20 protein-coding genes and 1 riboswitch are annotated in these 22,265 nt (G+C 68.8%); of the genes, 7 read left to right on the plus strand and 13 right to left on the minus strand.

Going from position 1 to position 22,265, the window contains the following annotated elements:
• Positions 1–69: 69 nt before the first annotated feature.
• The 4 genes from AC0662_RS29365 to sigJ are packed head-to-tail and all read right to left on the minus strand — an operon-like array spanning position 70 to position 1,748.
• Entirely contained in the window at positions 70–279 is a 210-nt protein-coding gene (locus AC0662_RS29365) for a GNAT family N-acetyltransferase (RefSeq protein WP_478304644.1), read from the minus strand.
• Positions 261–539, minus strand: coding sequence for a hypothetical protein (locus AC0662_RS29370; protein WP_478304646.1), 279 nt, complete (start codon positions 537–539; stop codon positions 261–263). The genes AC0662_RS29365 and AC0662_RS29370 overlap by 19 nt, the downstream gene beginning before the upstream one ends.
• The gene (locus tag AC0662_RS29375) at positions 536–895 is read right to left on the minus strand and encodes a DoxX family protein (protein WP_452196964.1); all 360 of its coding nucleotides are present in this window, start codon (positions 893–895) and stop codon (positions 536–538) included. The genes AC0662_RS29370 and AC0662_RS29375 overlap by 4 nt, the downstream gene beginning before the upstream one ends.
• Before the next feature lies 1 nt (position 896).
• Positions 897–1,748: an RNA polymerase sigma factor SigJ gene (gene sigJ, locus AC0662_RS29380; RefSeq protein WP_478304648.1), complete on the minus strand. Its 852-nt coding sequence runs from the start codon at positions 1,746–1,748 to the stop codon at positions 897–899.
• Between the two features lie 138 nt (positions 1,749–1,886).
• On the opposite strand from sigJ, the gene AC0662_RS29385 reads away from it, so the two are divergent.
• A complete protein-coding gene (locus AC0662_RS29385) occupies positions 1,887–2,936 on the plus strand; it encodes a hypothetical protein (protein ID WP_478304650.1) in 1,050 nt (349 codons plus the stop codon).
• A gap of 5 nt (positions 2,937–2,941) precedes the next feature.
• Here AC0662_RS29385 and metH read toward each other — a convergent pair whose 3' ends face one another.
• The 3 genes from metH to AC0662_RS29400 form a co-directional block, all read right to left on the minus strand.
• Positions 2,942–6,559, minus strand: coding sequence for a methionine synthase (metH, locus tag AC0662_RS29390; RefSeq protein WP_478304652.1), 3,618 nt, complete (start codon positions 6,557–6,559; stop codon positions 2,942–2,944).
• Positions 6,560–6,580: 21 nt separating this feature from the next.
• Positions 6,581–6,658, minus strand: a riboswitch (S-adenosyl-L-homocysteine riboswitch).
• Positions 6,659–6,723: 65 nt separating this feature from the next.
• Entirely contained in the window at positions 6,724–7,260 is a 537-nt protein-coding gene (locus AC0662_RS29395; protein ID WP_452196960.1) for a TetR/AcrR family transcriptional regulator, read from the minus strand.
• Positions 7,257–8,681: an MFS transporter gene (locus AC0662_RS29400; protein ID WP_452196959.1), complete on the minus strand. Its 1,425-nt coding sequence runs from the start codon at positions 8,679–8,681 to the stop codon at positions 7,257–7,259. The genes AC0662_RS29395 and AC0662_RS29400 overlap by 4 nt, the downstream gene beginning before the upstream one ends.
• 143 nt (positions 8,682–8,824) lie before the next feature.
• On the opposite strand from AC0662_RS29400, the gene AC0662_RS29405 reads away from it, so the two are divergent.
• Positions 8,825–9,667, plus strand: coding sequence for an NAD-dependent epimerase/dehydratase family protein (locus AC0662_RS29405; protein ID WP_478304655.1), 843 nt, complete (start codon positions 8,825–8,827; stop codon positions 9,665–9,667).
• Between the two features lie 589 nt (positions 9,668–10,256).
• Here the strand turns inward: AC0662_RS29405 and AC0662_RS29410 are convergent.
• A complete protein-coding gene (locus tag AC0662_RS29410; protein WP_478304657.1) occupies positions 10,257–12,155 on the minus strand; it encodes a S1C family serine protease in 1,899 nt (632 codons plus the stop codon).
• Positions 12,156–12,240: 85 nt separating this feature from the next.
• Positions 12,241–12,798: a TetR/AcrR family transcriptional regulator gene (locus tag AC0662_RS29415; protein ID WP_452196956.1), complete on the minus strand. Its 558-nt coding sequence runs from the start codon at positions 12,796–12,798 to the stop codon at positions 12,241–12,243.
• 95 nt (positions 12,799–12,893) lie between these two features.
• On the opposite strand from AC0662_RS29415, the gene AC0662_RS29420 reads away from it, so the two are divergent.
• The 3 genes from AC0662_RS29420 (at position 12,894) to AC0662_RS29430 (ending at position 15,297) form a co-directional block, all read left to right on the plus strand.
• A complete protein-coding gene (locus tag AC0662_RS29420; RefSeq protein WP_478304659.1) occupies positions 12,894–13,724 on the plus strand; it encodes an oxidoreductase in 831 nt (276 codons plus the stop codon).
• A 114-nt stretch (positions 13,725–13,838) separates the two neighbouring features.
• Entirely contained in the window at positions 13,839–14,687 is an 849-nt protein-coding gene (locus tag AC0662_RS29425; protein WP_478304661.1) for an alpha/beta hydrolase, read from the plus strand.
• The gene (locus tag AC0662_RS29430; protein ID WP_478304663.1) at positions 14,680–15,297 is read left to right on the plus strand and encodes a TetR/AcrR family transcriptional regulator C-terminal domain-containing protein; all 618 of its coding nucleotides are present in this window, start codon (positions 14,680–14,682) and stop codon (positions 15,295–15,297) included. The genes AC0662_RS29425 and AC0662_RS29430 overlap by 8 nt, the downstream gene beginning before the upstream one ends.
• Here the strand turns inward: AC0662_RS29430 and AC0662_RS29435 are convergent.
• On the minus strand, positions 15,281–16,420 hold the full coding sequence (locus tag AC0662_RS29435) for an epoxide hydrolase family protein (RefSeq protein WP_478304665.1): 1,140 nt from the start codon (positions 16,418–16,420) through the stop codon (positions 15,281–15,283). The two genes, AC0662_RS29430 and AC0662_RS29435, sit on opposite strands and share 17 nt — an antisense overlap.
• Before the next feature lie 62 nt (positions 16,421–16,482).
• Between AC0662_RS29435 and AC0662_RS29440 the strand changes: the two genes are divergently transcribed.
• Entirely contained in the window at positions 16,483–17,427 is a 945-nt protein-coding gene (locus AC0662_RS29440; protein WP_452196951.1) for a helix-turn-helix transcriptional regulator, read from the plus strand.
• Positions 17,428–17,443: 16 nt separating this feature from the next.
• Positions 17,444–18,262, plus strand: a complete 819-nt coding sequence (locus AC0662_RS29445; RefSeq protein WP_478304668.1) for an alpha/beta fold hydrolase — start codon at positions 17,444–17,446, stop codon at positions 18,260–18,262.
• Here the strand turns inward: AC0662_RS29445 and AC0662_RS29450 are convergent.
• The 3 genes from AC0662_RS29450 to AC0662_RS29460 are packed head-to-tail and all read right to left on the minus strand — an operon-like array spanning position 18,259 to position 22,231.
• Positions 18,259–19,896: a phospholipase C gene (locus AC0662_RS29450; protein ID WP_478304670.1), complete on the minus strand. Its 1,638-nt coding sequence runs from the start codon at positions 19,894–19,896 to the stop codon at positions 18,259–18,261. The genes AC0662_RS29445 and AC0662_RS29450 overlap by 4 nt on opposite strands.
• Positions 19,897–19,916: 20 nt before the next feature.
• Complete coding sequence (gene efeB, locus AC0662_RS29455; protein WP_478304672.1) at positions 19,917–21,110, minus strand: iron uptake transporter deferrochelatase/peroxidase subunit; 1,194 nt, start codon at positions 21,108–21,110, stop codon at positions 19,917–19,919.
• Positions 21,107–22,231 carry an EfeM/EfeO family lipoprotein gene (locus AC0662_RS29460; protein ID WP_478304674.1) on the minus strand — a complete coding sequence of 375 codons (1,125 nt, stop codon included), beginning with the start codon at positions 22,229–22,231 and terminating at the stop codon, positions 21,107–21,109. The genes efeB and AC0662_RS29460 overlap by 4 nt, the downstream gene beginning before the upstream one ends.
• Positions 22,232–22,265: the final 34 nt, after the last annotated feature.

The following is a 22,265-nucleotide window of genomic DNA, read 5'->3' on the forward strand; positions in this document are numbered from 1 at the left end:
GCAAACTAACCCCGCCCCGGGCCTGTCGGCGGCGCGACAACCGGAAGACCAGGGGAAACCTGCACGTAGTCAGACGGCCTTCACGTATCGATGACAGGGCACCGGCAGCGTTCCGTCGCCGACCGCGGCCGGGTAGTCGAAGGCGCCCGCGTCCGTCCAGCCGCTGCGCTCGTAGAAGCGTCGCGCCCGCGCGTTCCCGGTCGCCACGGCCAGCCAGGCCTGCTGATGCCCGTTCGCCTTCACCTGCCGCTCGGCCTCACTCAGCAGTACGCCGGCCACTCCCGCGCCACGGTGCTCGCGCCGACGTACACCTGCTCCACCTCGTCCCCCACCACCATCACAAACCCCGCGACCTCGTCACCGACTATCGAGACCGTCGTGTCCGCAATCCGTTGCGCAGCACGCATCCAGAACGATTCCTCGGTCCGCACCGCGACCAATTCGTCAGGGACATGCCCGAGATGCCCGTCCAGCCAACCGTCGTACCAAATCGCAGCAACCGCATCCGTGTCCCCGGCAACAGCAGCTCTCACGCTCATGCCTCGAGGGTAAGCACCAACGAGGCGCAGGCCATCGCCAGGAAGAACACCGCGAGCGCGAACTGGGCGGTGTAATCCGCGGCGCGCACATGCGTGTACAACGCACACACGAAGAACAACAACAGCCCAATCGCGGCCGCCGCCACCAACGACGGAAGCTGCCCAATCAGCCCGGCGAGCAACCCGAGCGCGCCCGCGGTCTTCAACGTCCCGATCGGGAACGACAGCCAGGACTCCGGTACGCCGGCCTTCGCCATCCCCGGCAGGATCGGCTGCCAGTGCAACAGCGCGGCGATCCCGGAGAACGCGTTGATCGCAACGGTCACAGCGACCACGAGAACAGCGAGTGTGGTCATCTCAGTTCACCGCCAGGTGGGCGAGCTTGTCCGGGTTGGTGATCGCGTAGATCCCGGTGATCTGATCGCCCTCGACCTCCAGCACGATCACGGCGTACGGCGTGGCGCCGGTGAGGAGCACCGCCGACGGGTCACCGTTCACGGTGCGGTACTCGACACCGAGCGACGGCACCGGGCGGCGCAGCCGATCGCCGATGATCAACGGCGCGATCCGGTCCCGGCCCAGGATCGGGTGCAGCCCGGCGGCACGCGCCTTGCCACCTCCATCGGCCCACAACGTGACGTCCGGCGCCAGCACCTCCATCAGCGCGTGCAGATCCCCGCCGACGATCGCGTCGATGAACCGCTGCGTCACGTCCAGCCGCACCTTCGGATCCGCGGTGAACCGTGCCCGTCGCGCCTGGACGTGCTCCCGCGCCCGATGCGCGAGCTGCCGTACCGCGGCCGGCGTCCGCCCGAGGATCCCCGCGATCTCGGCCAACTGATACCCGAACACCTCGTGCAGCACGAACACCGCCCGCTCCAACGGCGTCAGCGTCTCCAGTACGACGAGCATCGCGAGCGAGACCGCCTCGGTCCGCTCCGCCTGGTCGATCGGGGTGAGCACGGGCTCCGGCAGCCACGGGCCGACGTACTCCTCCTTGCGCCGGTTGATCGCGGTACGCCGGGCCAGCGCAGCGTTTACCGCCACGCGAACGAGGTACGCGCGCGGGTTCTGTACGTCGGTGCGCCCGGACCAGGCGAGCCAGGTCTCCTGCAGCACGTCCTCGGTGTCCGCGACGCTGCCGAGCACGTTGTAGACAATCGAGAACAGCAACTCGCGCTGCTCGAAGAAAGTGTCGGTCGAACTCATGGTGTTCATGCCCTCTGGGAGTCGTTCGCGCACGAAAGTGTGACATCGGCACGGTGAACCCGCCGCGCCCTACGCTGGATCGGGCGCGCTCGTCGGCGCCGGCAGACCGTAAGGCCCGCACGGCACGACAGGAGAACGATGGCCGACGAAGAGCTGCGCATCGGCCCGGAGTATTTCTGGGCGGTCTCGGTCGTCGAGGCCATCGGCCCGATCGGCGGACGATACGCCGCCACGCACTGGGACGGCCAGGTTGTGATCTCCGACAAAGAGCCGAACCTGGACTACTTCGAACGGGCGATGAGTTCGCCCGACCGGCCACTGATCATTCCCCGGCGCCACCTCGCAACGGTCCGCTCGGCGATCGGCCGGCAGCACGATGACGCCGGCAAGAAGGCCCCGAGTCAACGCCAACGGCAGGCGCGCTGGACGGCGCTGGTCGAGGCCACCGGCTACACGACGACTCAGGTCGTGGAGATCATGAGCCCGCTGCCGGATCTCCAGGGGAACCCGGGAGCCCACCCGGAGGCCCGGCTGAACGCCGCGCTGGCCGACATCGTGACCCAGGATCAGCTGGCCGCGGTGTGGCACGAGAGCGAGTCCGCCGGTCTGATCCGCACCGACGATGTCCCGTCGCCGGAGTTCTCCTGGTCCGACCGCGGCCCGGCCACCCCGGCGGCGCGCGAGATGCTCGCCGAGATCGTCCGGCAGCAGGGTCGGGAGCCGGACCCCCAGGAGATTGCCGCGATCGCCGGCGAGCTGATCGGCGTACCGCCCGATCGGCGCTGGACGGCGATGACCGGCATGATTCGCGGCGCCGACGGGCCCGGACCGGCCGAGCTGCGAGAGCTCACCGCCGGCGCACTGCGCCGCGGCTTCGAGGCTGCGGTCAAGCACCCCGAAACCGGCGCCGCCGACCCGGCCGTGGCGGCCCAAGCGGTGCGCACCGTGGGCGCCGACCCCCAGAGCGCCGCGCGGAAGACAGCTCTCGAACTGCTCGATTCCGGCCAGCCGGTGTTCGGCCTCGATCCCGCCATGCGCTCGCCACGAGGCGCGGCCGGCACCGACAACCGCAGCGATAACCGCACCGGCAGCCGCACCGACGACCGGGCCGGCAGGGCGACCAGCGGACCGCGCGCCTGGCTCAGTCAGTGGGGGTCAAGGCGTCCCGAAGGTCCCCGCGGGCGATAGACGCCTCACTCCGGGTCGTAGGCGAGGTTGGGGCGCAGCCAGCGTTCGACCTCGTCGACGGCGAGTCCTCGCCGTACGGCGTAGTCCAGGATCTGGTCGCGGCCCACGCGGCCCACGCTGAAGTAGCGGGACGCGGGGTGGGCGAAGATCAGACCGGAGACGGCCGCCGCCGGGGTCATCGCGAACGACTCGGTCAGCCCGAGGCCGAGCTTGTCGGCCTCGAGCAGCTCGAACAGTTCCCGCTTCTCGGTGTGGTCCGGGCTCGCCGGGTAGCCGAGCGCCGGGCGGATGCCGCGGAAACGCTCGGCGTGCAGGTCCTCCAGCACCGGCTGCGCGTCCGACTCGAACCACGCCCGCCGCGCCTCCAGGTGGATCCACTCCGCGAACGCCTCGGCCAACCGGTCGGCCAGCGCCTTCACCATGATCGCCCGGTAGTCGTCGTTGCGTTCCTCGTACGACTTCGCCATCGTCTCCGCCCCGTGGATCGCGACCCCGAAGCCACCGAGGTGGTCACCGGACGGCGCGATGTAGTCGGCCAGGCAGCGGTTGTGCCGGCCCGCCGGCTTCTCGGTCTGCTGCCGCAGCATCGGGAACGACGCGTCCAGACCGTCGAGGATGATGTCGTCGCCCTCGCTGTGCGCCGGCCAGAACCCGTACACGCCCTCGGCGGTGAAGGACCCGTCGGCGATGATCTCGTCCAGCAACGTGTTCGCGTCGTCGAACAGTTCCCGCGCCACCGGCTGATCGAGAATCGCCGGGTACTTCCCCTTCAGTTCCCAGGCCAGGAACAGGAACTGCCAGTCGATCATCGCGCGCAGCGTCTCGATGCTCGGTGAGACGCGCTTGAGACCGGTGAACGCCGGCACCGGGAGCTCGCCGTACTCGACCGGCTCCTTGTTCGCCCGCGCCTGCTCGACCGTCAGCAGCGGACTGCGCTGCTTGTTCGCGTGCTGCTCGCGCAGCCGCTCCTGCTCCAGGCTGTTGCTCTTGGCAAGCGCATCGGCACGGTCGGCGTCGAGCAGGTCGGACACCACGCCCACCACCCGCGAGGCGTCCAGCACGTGCACGGTCGTCTTCTCGTACGCCGGTGCGATGCGGACCGCGGTGTGTTGCTTCGACGTGGTGGCGCCACCGATCAGCAGCGGGAGCTTCAGCCCGCGGCGCTGCATCTCGGACGCCACCGACACCATCTCGTCCAGCGACGGCGTGATCAGTCCGGACAGCCCGACCGCGTCCGCGCCCTCGGCCACCGCGGTGTCGAGAATCCTTGCCGCGGGCACCATCACGCCGAGGTCGATGACCTCGTAGTTGTTGCAGCCGAGCACCACGCCGACGATGTTCTTGCCGATGTCGTGGACGTCGCCCTTCACGGTCGCGAGCACGACCTTGCCCTGGCCGCGCACCATCTCCGTGCGGCCCTCGCGGCGGGCCTGCTCCTTCTCCTCCTCCATGAACGGCTCGAGGTACGCGACCGACCGCTTCATCACCCGCGCGCTCTTCACCACCTGGGGCAGGAACATCTTGCCCGCGCCGAACAGGTCGCCGACGATCTTCATCCCGGCCATCAACGGGCCCTCGATCACCTCGAGCGGGCGGGGCAGCTGCTGCCGCGCCTCCTCGGTGTCGGCCTCGATGTAGTCGACGATGCCGTGCACCAGCGCGTGTGACAGCCGCTCCTCGACCGGCCCTTCGCGCCACGAAAGGTCGACCTCGCGCTGCTTGCCCTTGCCCTTCACGTTCTCGGCGAACGCGACCAGCCGGTCGGTGGCGTCCTCGCGACGATTGAAGATGACGTCCTCGACCAGCTCCAGCAGGTCCTTCGGGATGTCCTCGTAGACCGCGAGCTGGCCCGCGTTCACGATGCCCATGTCCAGGCCGACCTTGCCGGCGTGGAACAGGAATGCGGAGTGCATTGCCTCACGGACCACGTCGTTACCGCGGAACGAGAACGACAGGTTCGAGATACCGCCGCTGATGTGCACGCCGGGACAGCGGTCCTTGATCAGCGGGAGCGCTTCGATGAAGTTCTTCGCGTACCCGTTGTGCTCGGCCATGCCGGTGGCGACGGCCAGCACGTTCGGGTCGAAGATGATGTCCTCGGCCGGGAAGCCGATCTTCTGGGTCAGCAGGTCGTACGCCCGGCCGCAGATCTCCACCTTGCGCTCGACCGTGTCCGCCTGGCCCTGCTCGTCGAACGCCATCACCACGGCGCCCGCACCGTAGTCGCGGATCTTGCGCGCGTGCTCGAGGAACTGCTCCTCGCCTTCCTTCAGGCTGATCGAGTTGACCACGCCCTTGCCCTGCACGCACTTCAGCCCGGTCTCCAGCACCGACCACTTCGAGCTGTCGATCATGATCGGGATCCGGGCCACCTCGGGCTCGGTCGCGATCAAGTTCAGGAACGTGGTCATCGCCTGCTCGCTGTCCAGCAGGTCGGCGTCCATGTTCACGTCCAGCAGGTTCGCACCACCGCGCACCTGCTCCAGCGCCACGTCGACCGCGGCCTGGTGGTCGTCACCCTCGATCAGCCGGCGGAACTTCGCCGACCCCGTCACGTTGGTCCGCTCCCCGATCATCACGAACCCGGTGTCCGCGCCGATCTTGAACGGCTCGAGCCCGGAGAACCGCGTCGTGTGATCCGGCCGTACGACGGTGCGCGGCTCGAGATCCTGTACGACGTGCGCGATCTGCTTGATGTGGGCCGGAGTCGTCCCGCAACAACCGCCGACGATGTTGACCAGCCCGGACTGCGCGAACTCCTCGAGCATCGCCGCGGTCTCGTCGGGCGTCTCGTCGTACCCACCGAAGGCGTTCGGGAGACCGGCGTTCGGGTGCGAGGCGACGTACGTGTCGGCGAAGCGCGCGAGGTCGGCGACGTGCGGACGCATCTCGGCGGCACCGAGCGAACAGTTGACGCCGACGACCAGCGGCTTGGCGTGCTCGACCGAACTCCAGAACGCCTCGACCGTCTGACCCGACAGCGTCCGGCCGCTCAGGTCGACGATCGTGACGGAGATCCACAGCGGCAACTGCGGCGCGACCTCACGGGCCGCGGCGACGGCAGCCTTCGCGTTCAGGGTGTCGAAGATCGTCTCGATCAGCAGCAGGTCGACACCGCCCTCGGCGAGCGCGGCGATCTGCCCGGCGTACGCGTCCTTCACCTGCTGGAAGGACACCGCGCGGTACGACGGGTCCTCGACGCGCGGGGACAGCGACAGCGTCACGTTCAACGGGCCGATCGAACCGGCGACGAACTTGGGACTGCCTGGCGTGGCGAACTCGTCCGCGGCCTCGCGGGCCAGGCGCGCGCCGGCGACGTTCATCTCGCGCACGTACTCCTGCAGACCGTAGTCGGCCTGGCCGATGCTGGTCGCGGTGAACGTGTTCGTCGTGGTGATGTCGGCACCCGCCGCGAGGTACTGCCGGTGGACGTCGAGGATCACGTCCGGACGTGTCAGGTTCAGCAGGTCCGGATCACCGGTGACATCGTGCGTGTGGTCGCCGAACCGGTCGCCCCGATAGTCGGCGGGCTGCAGCTTCGCCCCTTGGAGCATCGTGCCCCACGCACCGTCGAGGACCGCGACCCGCTGATCCAGCAGGTCCCGCAGCGCGGCTTCACTCATCTGCCTACCCCTCCAGAAAAGATTCCGGAGGCGCCCTTGCAGTCAGAGACTCAGGTCGAGCGTGGCGGACCTGGGTCCGTTGCAGCGCCTCTCGGCCTGGATCGCCATGCTAGCGGCGTCACAGCCCGCAATCAGCACCCCGGATCACATTCTAAGACGGTGTTTCAAGGGGTGATCAGGGCTTGGACTCCCGGCGCGTAGAGCTCAACGATCGTTTCCGGGTCGGTGGTGGCGATCGGGCCGGTCTTGTCGATCGCCATCGCGGCACCGAGCCCGAGCAACTGCCCGGTGACGAGCGTCGCCCGTAGCTCGGCGTCCGGGCCGGTCAGCCGGGCGATGAAGGCGCGGACCACCTGGTCGCGGAAGTGCTCGCGGATCTGCGCCCGCTCGTCACCCTTGCCGGCCGCGAACACCACCCGGACGAGCAGGTCGGCGTCGTTGTCACGGCGGTACTGGACCAGGGTCCGGACGGCGTGCTCACCGAGCCGCTCGTTCGGGGCAGCGAGCAGCAGCTGGACGGCCTCGCTGAAGTCGGCGACCTTCTCGAACAGTGCTTCCTTGCTGCCGTAGTGCTTGACGATCAGGGCGGCACTAACCCCCGCGTCGGCGGCGACGCCGCGGAGCGTGACCGCGTCGTACGACTCCCGCGCGAACGCTTTCCGCGCCGCTCTCAGGATCGCGGTTCGCCCCGGATCGGTCACGTCCGCGCCACCCGCACCGTTTCCACCTGGTCGGCGGGCGCGGCACGGCGTACCGGGATCAGCAGCACCAGCCCGGCGGCGACCGCAGCGGCGATCCCCGCGATCACGAACACGATCAGGTACGCCGACAGCGCCGGCGCGACCTTGCCGGCCTGCGAGATCGTGACGTTGGCCAGCACGGTGGCGACGATCGTGCTGCAGATCGCCTGCCCGATCGTGCGCATCAACGTGTTCAGACCGTTGGCCGCGGCGGTTTCCGTCACCGGCACAGCATGCATGATCAGTGCCGGAAGTGCGGAGTACGCCACGGCGGTTCCGGCCGAGACGACGGTCGCGCCGATCACGATCCCGGCGACGTTGCTGCTGGTGAAGAGGCGGACGACGTACCCGGCCGCCATGATCACCGAGGCGATCATCAACGTGAACCGCGGACCGCGCGCGCTCGAGATCCGGGCGGACACCGGCGAGAGCAGCACCATGGCGACACCGCCGGGCAGCAGACACAACCCACTGACCACGATCGACTCGCCCAGTCCGTAACCGGTCCACTTCGGTTCCTGCACGAGCTGCGCGGTCGACAGCGAGTTGGCGTAGAACGCAAAACCGATCAGCAGCGCGCTGAGGTTGGTGAACAGTACGGCGGGTCGCGCCGAGACGCGGAGGTCGACGAGCGGGCTCTTGGTGCGCAGCTCGTACCAGCCCCAGAGCGGGACGAGCAGGACGGCAACGGCGTACAGGATTGTCAGTCGGCCGGCGCTCCACGCGTTGCTCTTCGAGACGGCGAGGAGCAGACAGACCAGGAACGCACTGAGCCCGAGGCCGCCGAGGACGTCGAACCGGCCGCTGGTCCGGACCGCTGACTCGGGAACGATCAGCAGCACCAGTACGACGTCCAGCAGGCCGAGGCCGAGGTTGATCCAGAACATCGTGTGCCAGTTCGCGTACTCGACGACCAGGGTCGCCGCCGGGATCCCGAACGCGGCGCCGATCCCGAGCGTCGAGCTCATGATCGCGATCGACGGGATCACCCGGGCCGGCGGCAACTCGTCGCGCAGGATGCTGATGCCGAGCGGTACGACGGCGACCGCGGCCCCCTGGAACGCGCGGCCGGTGATCAGGACGGTCAGGTTCGAACTCGTCGCGCAGAGCAGCGAGCCGATCACCATCGACGACAGGGCGATCAGCAGAACTTTCCGCTTCCCGTACATGTCGCCGGCGCGGCCGAGCAGCGGGGTGAAGACGGCACCGGTCAGCAGCGTCACGGTGATGAGCCAGCTGACGTCCGACACCGGGCTGTGGGTGATGGCGGGCAGCGACGGCAGCAGCGGTACGACGATGGTCTGGCTGATCGAGACCAGCACACCGCAGAACGCGAGCGCGGCCAGGATCAGACGTGGGTGAGCGGCAGGACGGACGATCAAGCGGAGTGTCCTCACGAGCGGCGGGGTGAACGGCTGTTTACTCAGCAATAGTAAACGCATGTTCACCCGTCCCGGAAGTGGACCGGGAAACGGTTCACCGATTGGACCAGGGACGCGGGTACCGGTTTGCCTACGGTGGCTCCATGAGGATCTTCGTCGCCGGCGCCACCGGCGTGATCGGCCGCCGGCTCGTCCCCCTGCTACTCGCCGACGGCCACCAGGTCACAGCCCTCACCCGACACACGACGGCTCACCTTCCGGCCGGCGTACAGATGGTGCTTGGCGATGTGTACGACGCCGATCATCTTCAGAACGTGGTCGCCTCAGCGCGACCGGACGTCGTCATGCACCAACTGACCGACCTCACCGCCCGCGACTTCGCCGCCAACACCCGCATCCGCCGCGAAGGCACCCGGAACCTGGTCGACGCTGCCCGAGCAGCCGGCGTACCGCGGGTCATCTCCCAAAGCATTGCCTGGGCCTACGAACCCGGCTCCACTCCCGCGACCGAGTCCACCCCGCTGGACCGGCACGCCGCCGACGAAGCCCGCCGTACGACGGTGGGAGCGGTCGCCACCCTCGAGGAGATCACCGCGGAAGCACCCGAATGGGTCGTCCTCCGCTACGGCATGCTCTACGGCCCCGACACCTGGTACACCAAAGGCGGCCTGATGGCCGACCTAGCTCTGGCTGGCCAACTCCCCGTCACCCCCGACATCACCAGCTTCCTCCACATCGACGACGCCGCCATCGCCGCCGCAGCCGCCCTCACCTGGCCCAACGGCCCCGTGAACATCGTCGACAACACCCCCGCCCCCGCCACCACCTGGCTCCCCACCTTCACCCAATCCATCGGCGGCCCCACGCCACCCACCCCCACAACAACCCCCCGCACTCCCTGGGCCCGAGGCGCCACCAACACCCACGCCCACTCCCTCGGCTGGACCCCCACCCACCCCACCTGGCAAACCGGCTTCTTCGCCTAGCCCTTCACCGAGTCGCAGCACGCGGCACCCACCAACTCCCCCGAGTCGTGGCATCCGGCGACCACCAGCTCCCCGAGTCGTGAACCACGGCTACGAATCCCCAACCGTCACCCACGACTCGACGCAGACCATCGGCTTGAGAACAGGCCAACCGCTGCACCGCCAACAGCACGCCAAACGGCGCCCGACGTACCCAAGCCATCGCACCCCGCGCAACGCGGGCCGCGCGAGTCGGACGCCCGTCGCACGCCCGTCGCACGCGTCGTGCGATGCGTGTGTGTCGTGAGATGGTCGCGTGTTGTGCGATCGCATCGGATGCGTGCGAGGCGTGTCCTGCGACGTACCTCCACTCGTCTCCCGCCCACTCCACCTCGGCACACCGGTTTCTCGCCCGACCTCCACCGAGTGGTGGCAACTGGCGGGCCCCGATCCGCCGAGTCGTGAACCGGGGCTCCGAATCTCCAGCCGTGTCCCACGACTCGGCGGGTGGCGGCTGGGATTTGGGGGCAAGAGAGCGGGCCCGGTGCTCCGAGGGGGGAGGAGCGCCGGGCCCGTGTTCGGTCCGCTGTAGCGAGGGGAGGCGCTACGGTCAGCGGACCGGGCCTGTGATGAGTTCGATGGTGGCCTTGTGGGTCTGGCCGGACTGGTCGGTCCAGCCGACCTCGACCTTGTCGCCGGGGTGTTGCTTGTTGAGCAGCGTGGACAGGGTGTCCGGCGACTCGACGGTGTGACCGGCGAACGAGGTGATCACGTCACCGGCCTGGATGCCGGCCTCGTCGGCGTGACCGCTCGCGACCACGTCGCCGACGACCGCGCCGGTGGTGCCTTGGCCGGCCACCACGGAGATGCCGAGCATCGCGGAGTCACCGATGTGTACGGCGTCCGACGACTTCCCGTTCTCGATCTGCTGGGCGATGTCGAGCGCCTGGTTGATCGGGATCGCGTACCCGGCGGTGGTCGTCCCGGACCCGTTCCCGGACCCGCCCTGACCGTCGCCGAACCCGTTGCCCTGCCCCTGGCTCTGTCCGCTGCCGTCACCAAGACCGCTGCCGTTGCCGCTGCCGTCACCCAGACCGCTGCCGTTACCGCTGCCGTCACCAAGACCGCTGCCGTTACCGGAGCCGTCGCCGAGGCCGCTGCCGGAGCCATCGCCCCAACTGCCGGGGCCGTTGTCGCCGAACGGGGAGCCGGTGCCGTCGCCGTTGCCCGTGCCGTCGCCGTACCCGGTGCCGGATCCGCTGGCGGCCAGCGTCGCGGTCGCGGTGCTGCCGGACGTCGCGGCGGTCTGGCCCGGGCGGCCCTGGCCGCCGTTGTTGCCGCCGTTGCCGGCGACGTCCACGCCGATCACCTTGCCGCTGGCGTTCACCAGCGGGCCACCGGAGTCACCGGCCTGGATGTCGGCGTCGGTCCCGATCAGGTTCGTCAGGTTCTCCGGGTCCTGACCGCTTTCGTCGGTCGCGGTGATCGACTGGTTCAGCGCGGTGACCTTGCCGGCCGCGTAGCTCGGCGTACCGCCGACGCCGCCTGCGTTCCCGACGCCGACGACCTGGTCGCCGACCTTCACCTGGTCGGAGTTCCCGGTGTCCGCGGTCTGCAGTCCGGAGGCGTCCTTCAGCTTGAGTACGGCGATGTCGTGCTGGTCGTCGTACCCGACCACACTCGCCTTGTACGTCTTGCCGTTGCCGATGTCCGTCACGGTGATCGACGTGGCGCCCTGGACCACGTGGTGGTTGGTGAGTACCTCGCCGTCGGAGCTCAGCACGATCCCGGTACCCGCCGCTCGTGCTCCCTCATACCCGAGCACGGTGTTGACGTCGACCAGACCGGGCGAGACGTTCGCGGCCACGGAGGAGGCGTCGAAGGCCTTCTGGGAGAGCTGCGAGGGAAGGCCCGCGCTGTGCTGGTTGATGCCCCAGGCAACCGAACCGGCGACCAGCACCGCGGCCAGCCCGATCGCACCGGCCCCCAGCAACCGGCGACCACGCTTCTTCGGCGGCCGCTGCGGCACGTACGGGAACGGCACCTGCCCGAACGGCGGGTACGGCGCGTGCTGCCCCTGCGAGTACGGCGCCTGCTGTCCTTGCTGCCACTGCGCTTGCTGTCCCTGCTGGTACTGCGCCTGCTGAAACGGCCCCGACGCCTGCTGGTACTGATACTGCGGCTGCCCACCCGGCACCTGCTGACCACCCGAAGCCTGCGACGGACCCTGCGGCGCCTGCTGCGCCGGCTGCTGCGGTCCCTGCGCCTGCGGCGGCTGCTGCCCAAGCGGCGCGTGCTGCTGCGCCGGCTGCGCGGACTGCGGCGCCGCCGACTGCCACTGCTGCGGCCCCTCCGCCTGCGGCGTCGGCTGCGGCTGCTGCCCCTGGGGCTGCGGCTGCTGCGGCTGTTGTGCCTGTGGCTGCTGGTTTTGTGGTGTGCCGTCCGATGGCATTCCGCCGTCCGGCGACTGCCCGCCGTTGTACGGTCCCGGTCCAGCGGTTTCGTTCATTGGTGTGTGCCCTCCTCGGCCAGTTCTCCCTCTGCTTTCGAGTAGAGCTCGCCAGACTGAGAACTCCATCGGGCCAACCAATGAATCAGCTGAGAATCTGCTGCACCGCCATCACCACCGCGCGTCGCCGGATGATCGCGTCCGGCAACTCGGTGCCGAGCTCGGGGTTCATCGAGGACCAGCTCGTCGCGATCGCCTGGATCAGCGACAACAGGCTGACCGCGGTGAACCGCCGCGGCACCACGCGCCGCCGCATCCCCCGCTGCAGTTCATCGAGCCGGGCCTGGTTGACCGCCACGATCGCCTCCAACGGCTGCCCGTCGGGCCGCTCCAGCCGGTACCAGACCGAGAGCCGCAACCTGTCCGGGTGTGCCTCGAAGTAGTCGAACACCCGCCCCGCGTACGCCGGCAGGTCGTCGACGTCGAACCCGACCTCGTCCAGGTACTTCTCCAGCGACGCACTGAACACCGCGTCGAACAGGTCGTCCTTGTTCCCGAAGTACGCGTACAGCATCGCTTTGTTGCACTCGGCGACCTCGGCGATCCGGCTCACCCGCGCGCCGCCGATCCCGCGGGCGGCGAACTCCTCGGTGGCCGCCTCCAGGATCCGGGCGCGGGTCCGGTCTGCGTTCCGTTGCTGCATACGGCCAGCTTACCAACCAACCGGTTGGTTGATTTATAACCAACCGGTTGGTTAGATTGAGTCGTATCCAACCGTTTGGTTAGTTAGGAACGACAATGAGCAAGATCTGGTTGATCACCGGTAGCTCGCGCGGCCTGGGCCGCGCCCTGACCGAGGCCGTGCTCGCGGCCGGCGACCGCGTCGTCGCGACCGCTCGCAAACCCGAGCAGCTCGACGACCTGGTGACGAAGTACGGCGACCAGCTCCGCGCGGTCGCCCTGGACGTGACGGACGCCGACGCCGCGCGCGCCGCGGTCCGGACGGCGGTCGAGGAGTTCGGCGGGCTGGACGTGGTGGCGAACAACGCCGGCTACGCGAACAGCGCACCGATCGAGCAGATGGCCGACGACGACTTCCGCGCGCAGGTGGAGACCAACCTGTTCGGCGTGGTGAACGTGACGAAGGCGGCGCTGCCGGTGTTTCGCGAGCAGCGGAGCGGGCACTTCCTGCAGTTCTCGTCGATCGGCGGGCGGGCCGGTGGCACGCCTGGGATGGGGGCCTACCAGACCGCGAAGTTCGCCGTCGAAGGGTTCTCCGAGGTGCTGAACAACGAGGTGCGGCCGCTCGGAGTCAAGGTGACGATCGTCGAGCCCGGCGGCTTCCGCACCGACTGGGGCGGCTCCTCGATGCAGCTCCACGACGTCCACCCGGACTACGAGTCCACTGTCGGCGAGATGCACCAGCGCCGCGTGGAGACCGACGGCAAGCAGCCCGGCGACCCGGCCAAGGCCGCGACCGCGATCCTCGAGATCGTCAACCTCGAGAACCCGCCGCTGCGCCTGCTGCTCGGCTCCGACGCCCTCAAGCTCGCCGTGACATCGTCGGCATCCCGCGCCGAGGAAGCCGCCACCTGGGCCCACCTCACCACCTCGACCGACTTCGACTGACCGACCTCAGCCGACCGCCCTCGGCGACCTGGACCGACCGGCCCCGACCCGGCCTCAACCGGCCTCGGCCCGCCGAGTTCGACCAGCAGTCGGCGCCATGTCTACACTGTAGATATGATCTACAGCGTAGACACCGGGGCGGCCGAACTGCACGTGGAGCGGACCGGCGACGGGCCGCCCGTCGTGCTGATCCCCGGCGGCGGAGGCGACGCTGCGATGTACCGCGACCTGGTCGACGAACTCGCCCGCCGCTACAGCGTGATCACGTTCGACCGCCGCGGTAACTCCCGCAGCACCCGCAAACCAGGCGCCGGCAGCGGCCTCGACGAGCAGGCCGCGGACATCGTCGCGATCCTGGACGACGCCCGCCTCGACCAAGCCTTCGTCTTCGGCTCCAGCGCCGGCGGCCTAGTGACCCTCAGCCTGATCACGCAGTACGCCGATCGCGTAGCCGCCGCCGTCGTCCACGAGGCCCCGGTGGTCCAGATCCTCCCCGACGCCGCCGAACGGACCGCCGACTTCGACGAGCTCGGCCGGATCGCCGATCGCGAAGGCGCCCTGCCGGCGATGATGAAGTTCGCCGCCACCACGATGGACAGGCCGACCAAGCTCTTCGACCGCAAGCTCGGCCGCCGGCTCGCCACCGCCGGCATCACCCTGGCCGGCCGACTCTCCCCCGACAACGAGATGAACAGACTCTTCGGCAACGCCGAGAACCTGATCCGCCGCGAGATGCCCGCCTTCGTCCGCTACCGACCTGACCGCGAAGCACTCAAGGACGCCAAGACCAGATGGGCCTTCGGCGTCGGCGATCTCAGCGAAGGCCGCTACTACAGTCGCGCCGCGCAACAGCTCGCCACCGAGCTCGGCGTACCGTGTCTGGAATTTCCTGGTGGTCACCTCGGCTACCAACGCGAGGCGGCCGAGTTCGCGCGTCGTCTGCAGGAGTACTTCGATGCCTGACCGGACCCCGCCGACGCGGGTCGTGCTGAACCGCAGGTACATCGCCGAGGTCGCGCTCGACCTGATCGACCGCGTCGGCCTGCCGAAGTTCTCGATGCGCAAGCTCGGCGCCGAGCTGGGCGCCGACCCGATGGCCGCCTACCGTCACTTCGCCGACCAGGAGGATCTGTACGACGGCATCGCCGAGCTGCTGTTCGACCGCCTCGACGTGGACTCGCTGCCCTGGGACAGCGGCTGGCGAGAGTTGTTGGCCGGCTACAACGAGAGGCTCAAGACAACACTCTTGGAGCACCCGCAGGCGGTGACCGTGTTCGCCTCCCGCCCGGTCCGCTCCCCCGAGGCGATTGCCACCGGCAACCGCATGATCGAGAGCCTGCAACGCAACGGTTTCACGGCACCCGACGCACTGCGGGTCACCCGTTGTCTCCGGGAGTACACGATCGGCCACGCGCTCACCATCGCCGTGGAAACGGTGGGCCGCAGCCGTAAGCCGCCGCCCACCGATCCCACCTACAACCTCCTCGCCGAGGCAGCCGACAGCGCAACCCCCGGCGATCACTTCACGCAAGGTCTGCAGGCGATGCTGACAGGCTTCACCGCAGCGAGCTGAAGAACTCCCGCACGTCCTTGACCAGCAGCTCCGGCTCCTCAAGCGCCGCGAAGTGACCGCCGTGGTCGACGTCCGTCCACCGCGTGATCGTGTTCGACGTCTCGCAGTACCGCCGGATCGCCACGTCGTGCGCGAGCGCCAGCACCGCAGTCGGTACGCCGGAGTTCGGGCTCGGTGCCCACGAGCGCGGCTGGGCGTACCCGATGTACGCCGCGGACCCGCCCGTGCCGGTCAGCCAGTACATCATCACGTTCGTCAGCAACCGGTCCTTGCTGATGATTGCCTCGGGCAAGGTCTCCGCCGGGAACGTCCAGGCGTGGAACTTGTCCATGATCCACGCCAGCTGCGCGACCGGCGAGTCGACCAGCCCGTATGCCAGCGTCTGCGGCCGCGTCGACTGGATCGAGATGTAGCCGAACTCGTCCTTCATGAACTGCCCGATCCGCGCCATCTTGTCCTGCTCCAGCGGCGTCAGCGTCTTGAGCTCGGCCTCGGAGATCTGCAACGGCGGCAGGTTCGTCCCGCCGTTCGTGTGCACGCCGACCACGTGCTCCGGCGCGACCCGCGCCACCTCAGGTGACACCGAGCCACCGAGATCCCCGCCCTGTACGCCGTACCGCTCGTACCCGAGCCGGCTCATCAGCTCCGCCCACACGCGCCCGATCCGCGGGAACGTCCAGTCGTCGTCCGCCGTCGGCCCGGAGAACCCGAACCCGGGCAGCGCCGGGATCACCACATGGAATGCATCCGACGCCTGCCCACCGAACGCGACCGGATCGGTCAGCGGCCCGATCAGGTCCAGGAACTCGACGATCGACCCCGGCCAGCCGTGCGTCAGCATCAACGGCAACGCGTCCGGCTCCGCCGAGCGCACGTGGATGAAGTGGATCCGCTGCCCCTCGATCTCGGTGGTGAACTGCGGGTACGAGTTCAGCTCCTTCTCGGCCGCACGCCAGTCGTAGGAGGTCCGCCAGTACTCCACCAGCGAGGACAGCCAGGACACCGGTACGCCGGTCGTCCAGTCGTCACCGGGCAACGGGGCGGGGAACCGGGCACTCGCCAGCTTGGCAGCGAGGTCGTCGAGCGTGCTCTGCGGAATGTCGATGGTGAAAGGCTTGATCATGTCTCTAGTCTGACACCCGGTTAGGACACCTTCGGACCTAACTAGATGCCAGACTGAATTCCATGCTGGAAACCTCCGCACGACTGCTCAAACTGCTCTCGCTCCTGCAGCAACCCAAGGAGTGGAGCGGCGCCGCCCTGGCCGACGAGCTCGACGTCGGAGTCCGGACGGTACGGCGGGACGTCGACAAGCTCCGCAACCTCGGCTACCCGGTCGACGCCGCACCGGGGGTCTCCGGCTACCGCCTCGGCTCCGGCGCCGCGCTCCCGCCGCTGCTGCTCGACGACGAGGAGGCCATCGCCGTCGCGGTCGGCCTACGCGCCGCCGCGACCGGCACCGTGGCCGGGACCGAGGAGTCGTCGGTGCGTGCGCTGACCAAACTCGAGCAGGTCCTGCCGTCCCGCCTGCGGCACCGGATCGAACTGCTCCAGCAGATCGCGGTCACTCCGGCGGGCGGGCCGTCGGTCCAACCCGACGTACTGCTCGCGGTCGCCGCCGCCTGTCGCGACCACCACCGGCTGCGCTTCGACTACCGCAACCACGACGGTACGGCGACCACTCGCACGACGGAGCCGCATCGACTCGTGCACACCGGCCGCCGCTGGTACCTGGTGGCGTGGGACCTGGACCGTGAGGACTGGCGCACGTTCCGCCTCGATCGACTGGAACCGCGGATCCCGACCGGCCCGCGCTTCACCCCACGCGAGGCGCCTCCTCTGGAGACCACCACCCGCGGCGTGGCATCCGGGGGGTACCGCTATCAGGCCCGCGTCCTGGTCCACGCACCGGCCGACGAGGTCGCGGATCGCTACGGGCCACACGTCGCCTCGGTGACGCCCCTCGACGAGACGACGACCCTTGTCGAGACCGGCGCGAACTCGCTCGACCAGATCGCCGTGTACCTCGGGATCCTCGGGCTCCCGTTCGAGGTCCAGTCACCGCCGGAACTGATCGATTGCATCCGCGAACTCACGACGCGCCTGACAGCCGCGATCCCGCCGTCCTGACCGGTACCGTTCAGACATGCAGGATCGGTACGTCGAGACCGTGCTGGGCCGGATCCGGTTGCGCGTCAGCGGGTCAGGGCCCGCGATGCTGTTCTGGCCGAGCCTGTTGATGGACGGCACGCTCTGGTCCGCCCAGGCCGCGCACTTCGCGGACCGCTTCCAGGTGGTGCTCGTCGATCCACCCGGGCACGGCGGCAGCGAGCCGCTGACCGGACCGTTCACCTTCGGCCAGTGCGCGCAGGTGATCACAGATATCCTCGACGACCTCGGTGTCGACCGAGTGCACCTGATCGGCAACAGCTGGGGCGGCATGATCGGCGGCACCTTCGCGGCGCTGCATCCCGACCGAATCGGCATCGCGGTGCTGATGAACGCGACCTCGTCACCGGCCGGCCGTCGGCAGCGGTTCGAGTACGGCGTCCTCACGCGGTCGGCGCAGTTGCTAGGTGGGATTCGTGGACCGCTCGTCGGGCCGGTCCGGGACGCGTTCGTCGGACCGACCGCGAAACGCGAGAAGCCCGAGGTCGTTGCCACGGTCAACGAACTGGCACGGAAGGTCAACGTCCGTTCGGGGATGCACGCGGTGACCAGCGTGGTCCCGCGCAGGCCCGACCAACGCGAACTGTTCAGGACCATCCGTACGCCGGTGCTCGTCGTCGCGGGCGGCGAGGACAAGACGTTCCCGGTCGCCGAGACCGAGGAGATGGCCGGCTGCATCCCGGGCGCGAGGTTCGTCGTACTCGAGCAGTCGGCACATCTCGCGGCGCTGGAGTCACCCAAAGAGGTGAACGCCCTGATCGACGATTTCCTCGCCGATCAGGGCAGCAACACCTAGCGGGTGACGGCCCCGGTCTTCGGGTCCAGGATCAGCGGCCGGGTGTTCGGGTGCGCGCGGAAGCTGAACATGCTGTTCAGGCTGCCGGCCCGCTCGTCGAACGAGTGGTCACCGATCTTGCCGGTCCGCCAGTTGTCCTCGATGAACTTCAGGACCGAGGTCTGGTCGGTCACCGCGTGGTCGACGTGGTTGGTCTTCGCGTACGGCGAGACGACGAGCAGCGGCAGCCGCGGGCCGTAGCCGCAGCGGTCGGCGTACCCACCGGCGACCGGCTTCTTGCCGCACAGCGCGGCCTGGTCGAGTGCCGCGTCCTTGGAACCGTTCACGCTCGGCGGCGTGACGTGGTCGTACCAGCCGTCGGAGTCGTCGTAGGCCAGGACGACCGCGGTCGACGCCCAGTCCTTGGACTTCTGCAGCTGGTTGATCTCCTTGACGACGAACGCCTGCTCGTCCAGCGGGTCGGAGTACCCGGCGTGGCCGTCCTGGTACTCGCCGGCCTTCAGGAAGCTGACCGCGGGCAGGTTGTTCGCCGCGACGGCCGCGTCGAAGTCCGACGTGTCGTACTGGTGGTTGGCCTGGTCGGTGCGACCGATCGCGGCCACCGACGACGGCGGCAGGTGCTTCGGGTTCGCGGTCGACTGGTAGTACATGAACGGCTCGTGGTGCGGGCTGTAGTCCGTCGCCGCGTTGCCGCCGACGTTGGTGTGCGTCGAGCCGCAGACCGCCTTGCCGTTCGCCGACGAGGTCGGCTTGAAGCCGCCCTGGAACCAGCCCCAGGTGACGTGCTGGTCGTTGAGCAGGTCACCGATGTTCTTGCCGTGCATCACGGCCAGGTTGTTCGACGACTTGCCGTTGTTGTTCGAGCAGTCGTCGTAGTACGGGTCGGGGTCGTTGGTGATGGTGCCGATCCCATTGGTGTCCGGCGACTGGACGGCGTACGCGTCCGTGGTCGGCTTGCCGGTCTTCGGGTCCATCGCCTGGCCGCCGTGGGTCTGCCCGGAGATCAGGTTCAGCGCGCCCGGCGTGGACGGCCCGTACACGGTGTCGAACGAGTTGTCGCTCATCGCGTAGTGCTGGGCGTAGTTCCACATCGCGGTGACGGTGTTGCCGTCGTAGTAGTCCATCACCAGGCCCGGCTCACCGAACAGGACGGGCTGGCCGGTGCACTTGTCGGTCTCGGTGTTCTCGACGAACTTGTCGTCCTTGCCACCGTTGACGGCCTTCTGCTCGGCGCTGTAGCCGTGGTTCTGGTCGCAGGTCAGCGCCTGCGACGGCGCCAGCCGCTTCGGGTTGTAGGCGTTGGGGTTGTTCGTCAGCAGCTGCTGCGACAGGCCGTTCACCTTGGGCGTGTGCCGGGCGGCGGTGAACGGGGTGCCGTTCTCGTTGGTCGCGTTGGGGTACGTGCCGAAGTAGTGGTCGAACGAGATGTTCTCGCCGAAGATCACCACCACGTGCTTGATCGGCGTCGTCGTACCGACCGGCCGGCTCCAGTTCGCCGCCTGGGCGTTGGCCGGGGGCTGGAACGTGGCGGCGGTATTGGTCAGCTGGTGGGTGTCGCCGGCACAGCCGGCGGCAAGCAACAAGCCTGTCGTGGCCGCGGCGGCGGTGGCCGCGACCCGGAGTCTTGCGCGCATGCCTTCTCCTCCTGAGTAACTCATCCGAGCAACGACCGCCCGAAGTGGTCGTTGCCGTCCCGAACACCGGGAAGCACGAAGAAATAACCGCCGCCGACCGGCCGGATGTAGTCGACGAGAGGCTCGTCGGCCAGCCGGGTCTGTACGGCGTCGAACTGCCGGGCGATGTCCTGCTGGTAGCAGCAGAACAGCAGGCCCATGTCCAGGTCGCCGACTGCGTCGGTCCCCTTGTCGTAGTTGTAGCCGCGGCGCAGGAACTGGCTGGCCGCGGTGTCCGCGGTCCGCGGGTTCGCCCGGCGGATGTGGCTGGTCAGCGGAATCGCCGTACCGGTCGGGTCGGCCGCGTAGTCCGGCGTGTCCGTCTCGCGGTTGCCGTCCAGCGGTGCGCCCGAGTCGCGGCGGCGGCCGAACATGTTCTCCTGCTCGCCGACCGAGACGCGGTCCCAGAACTCCACCAGCATGCGGATCTGGCGCAGGACCTGGTAGCTGCCGCCTTCGGTCCACGCCGGCTCACCGTTGCCCTTGGCAACCCATACGAGCTTGTCGTGGTCGGACTGCGCCGGCTGCACGATGCCGTCCTTGAAACCCATCAGGTTGCGCTGCGTACCGGACGGCCGCGGCGGGCTCTGGAAGCCGTCGACCCGCCAGCGCAGCTGCATCGCGCCGCGGGTGTGCCGAGCGATGTCCCGCAACGCGTGCAGTACGACGTCGGTCTCCGACGCGCACAACTGCAGGCTCAGATCCCCGTGACACAGGCTCTCGTCGAGGCTGTCGTTCGGGAACTCCTTCATCGCGGTCAACTTCGCCGGTTTACGGTCCTTCAGCCCGTACCGCGCGTCGAACAACGACGCCCCGACGCCAACGGTGACCGTCAGGTCGTCCCCCGGCATGTCCGGACCGAGTACGCCGGAATCCGCCGGTGGAGCCGTGATACCCAACGGCTGCAACGCACCGCCCGCGGTCAACAGCCGCGCCCGGTCGGTCAGCGTCCGGAACAGGTCGGCGAGCTCGCCCTTGTTCGCCGCGATCACGTCGAACGACGCGAAGATCGCCTGCTTCTGCTGCGGAGTCGTGATGCCGGCCTGGTGTACGCCGTGGAACGCCACGGACTGCGACGTCTCCGCGTCAGCAGACAACGACAACCCGGTCGCCGCGGCGGCACCTGCACCAGCTAGCGCACCGGCCAGGAAAGACCGGCGTCCGACGCCCGTCATGAGCCCCTCCGTACTTCGCAGATTGCGGCGACCGGCGCGAGCTTCTCCAGGAGTTCACCGACCGCGCCGTTGAGCTGCTCGCGCGTGGTCCGGTCCAGTTGGGCGACCGGCGTGTTCTGGTGCGCGGTCAGCAGTGCCCGCGTCCGGTCTTCCCACTTCTGCACCTCAGGCAGTTCGGGGTACCGGGGCTTGAGCACCGGGTTCAGGATGGCGAGCACGTTCGCCGTGCCGTTCAGGTTCGCCAGCGCGGTGTTCAGCGACGTACCGCTGCCTTGGTCGTTCTCCCCGGTGAGTTCGAACTGGAGGGCGTTCTCCATGATCTCGTGGGCGCGCAGGCCGAGGTCGTTCGGATCCACCTGCTGATTCGGCAGGTCAGCCTGGAGGCCGTGGACATCGGCGGCGAGCTTGGCCGCGATCGGCTTCAGCGCCGCGGCCGTCGCGTTGTGCCAGAGGCCCTTCTCCAGCGGGTGGAAGCCGCTGCCGGAGCCGTCGATCTTGTCCGCGAAGTCGCCGAACGCGTCGTACGCGGCGCCGAGGGAGTTGTACGCCAGGTGCGCGGACAGCCAGTCGGACCGAGCGGCAGCCAGGTTGCCCGCGTCCACCTCGCCGCGCAGCTTGTCCGTCTTGCCGACCAGCTGTGCCACACCGGTCGCGACCGCGGCCTCGTACTGCTTGACCAGCGGCAGCATGTCGTTCTTGGTGACCGCCACTGCGGCCGGGCCGCCCTTCGCGTCACCCGTGAGCGTCACGCTCGGACCGGTGATCGCGTCGGTGTCCTCGATCAGGCAGCGGATCGCGTACTTGCCGGCACCGAGTTGCACGTCCATCGGTGCTGTCGTGTTCGGCCCGAGGCCCTCGACCTCGCCGTACACCTTGTTGCTGGTGACCTCGACCAGGTCGACCTCGGCCGCGGCGTCGCCGGTGTTGTGCAGCAGCAGCGTCTGCCGACCGGTCCTCGCGTTGGTCCAGCCCTGGCCGCATTGGCTGCGGGACACGCTGATCTCAGGCGGGCCGCCGGCCGCCTGGGCCGAGTCCTCCCAGGGCCGCCACAACGCCACCGCCACCAAGGCGCCGACGGCAACTACCGCGATCGCGGCCGGCAGCGGGCGGGGAGGGCGCACGGAACGTTGCTCCTGGAGTAGGGCGGATTTACAT

The organism is Kribbella sp. NPDC043289 (assembly GCF_056436705.1).

Bases quoted from the DNA above. Each gene is read 5' to 3' on its own strand.
- AC0662_RS29440 (WP_452196951.1), top strand. From the start codon at position 16,483: ATGCTGGAAACCTCCGCACGACTGCTCAAACTGCTCTCGCTCCTGCAG.
- AC0662_RS29375 (WP_452196964.1), bottom strand. From the start codon at position 895: ATGACCACACTCGCTGTTCTCGTGGTCGCTGTGACCGTTGCGATCAAC.
- AC0662_RS29430 (WP_478304663.1), top strand. From the start codon at position 14,680: ATGCCTGACCGGACCCCGCCGACGCGGGTCGTGCTGAACCGCAGGTAC.
- AC0662_RS29425 (WP_478304661.1), top strand. From the start codon at position 13,839: ATGATCTACAGCGTAGACACCGGGGCGGCCGAACTGCACGTGGAGCGG.
- AC0662_RS29445 (WP_478304668.1), top strand. From the start codon at position 17,444: ATGCAGGATCGGTACGTCGAGACCGTGCTGGGCCGGATCCGGTTGCGC.
- AC0662_RS29415 (WP_452196956.1), bottom strand. From the start codon at position 12,798: ATGCAGCAACGGAACGCAGACCGGACCCGCGCCCGGATCCTGGAGGCG.
- AC0662_RS29405 (WP_478304655.1), top strand. From the start codon at position 8,825: ATGAGGATCTTCGTCGCCGGCGCCACCGGCGTGATCGGCCGCCGGCTC.
- AC0662_RS29370 (WP_478304646.1), bottom strand. From the start codon at position 539: ATGAGCGTGAGAGCTGCTGTTGCCGGGGACACGGATGCGGTTGCTGCG.
- AC0662_RS29450 (WP_478304670.1), bottom strand. From the start codon at position 19,896: ATGCGCGCAAGACTCCGGGTCGCGGCCACCGCCGCCGCGGCCACGACA.
- AC0662_RS29385 (WP_478304650.1), top strand. From the start codon at position 1,887: ATGGCCGACGAAGAGCTGCGCATCGGCCCGGAGTATTTCTGGGCGGTC.
- efeB (WP_478304672.1), bottom strand. From the start codon at position 21,110: ATGACGGGCGTCGGACGCCGGTCTTTCCTGGCCGGTGCGCTAGCTGGT.
- metH (WP_478304652.1), bottom strand. From the start codon at position 6,559: ATGAGTGAAGCCGCGCTGCGGGACCTGCTGGATCAGCGGGTCGCGGTC.
- AC0662_RS29410 (WP_478304657.1), bottom strand. From the start codon at position 12,155: ATGAACGAAACCGCTGGACCGGGACCGTACAACGGCGGGCAGTCGCCG.
- sigJ (WP_478304648.1), bottom strand. From the start codon at position 1,748: ATGAGTTCGACCGACACTTTCTTCGAGCAGCGCGAGTTGCTGTTCTCG.
- AC0662_RS29435 (WP_478304665.1), bottom strand. From the start codon at position 16,420: ATGATCAAGCCTTTCACCATCGACATTCCGCAGAGCACGCTCGACGAC.
- AC0662_RS29420 (WP_478304659.1), top strand. From the start codon at position 12,894: ATGAGCAAGATCTGGTTGATCACCGGTAGCTCGCGCGGCCTGGGCCGC.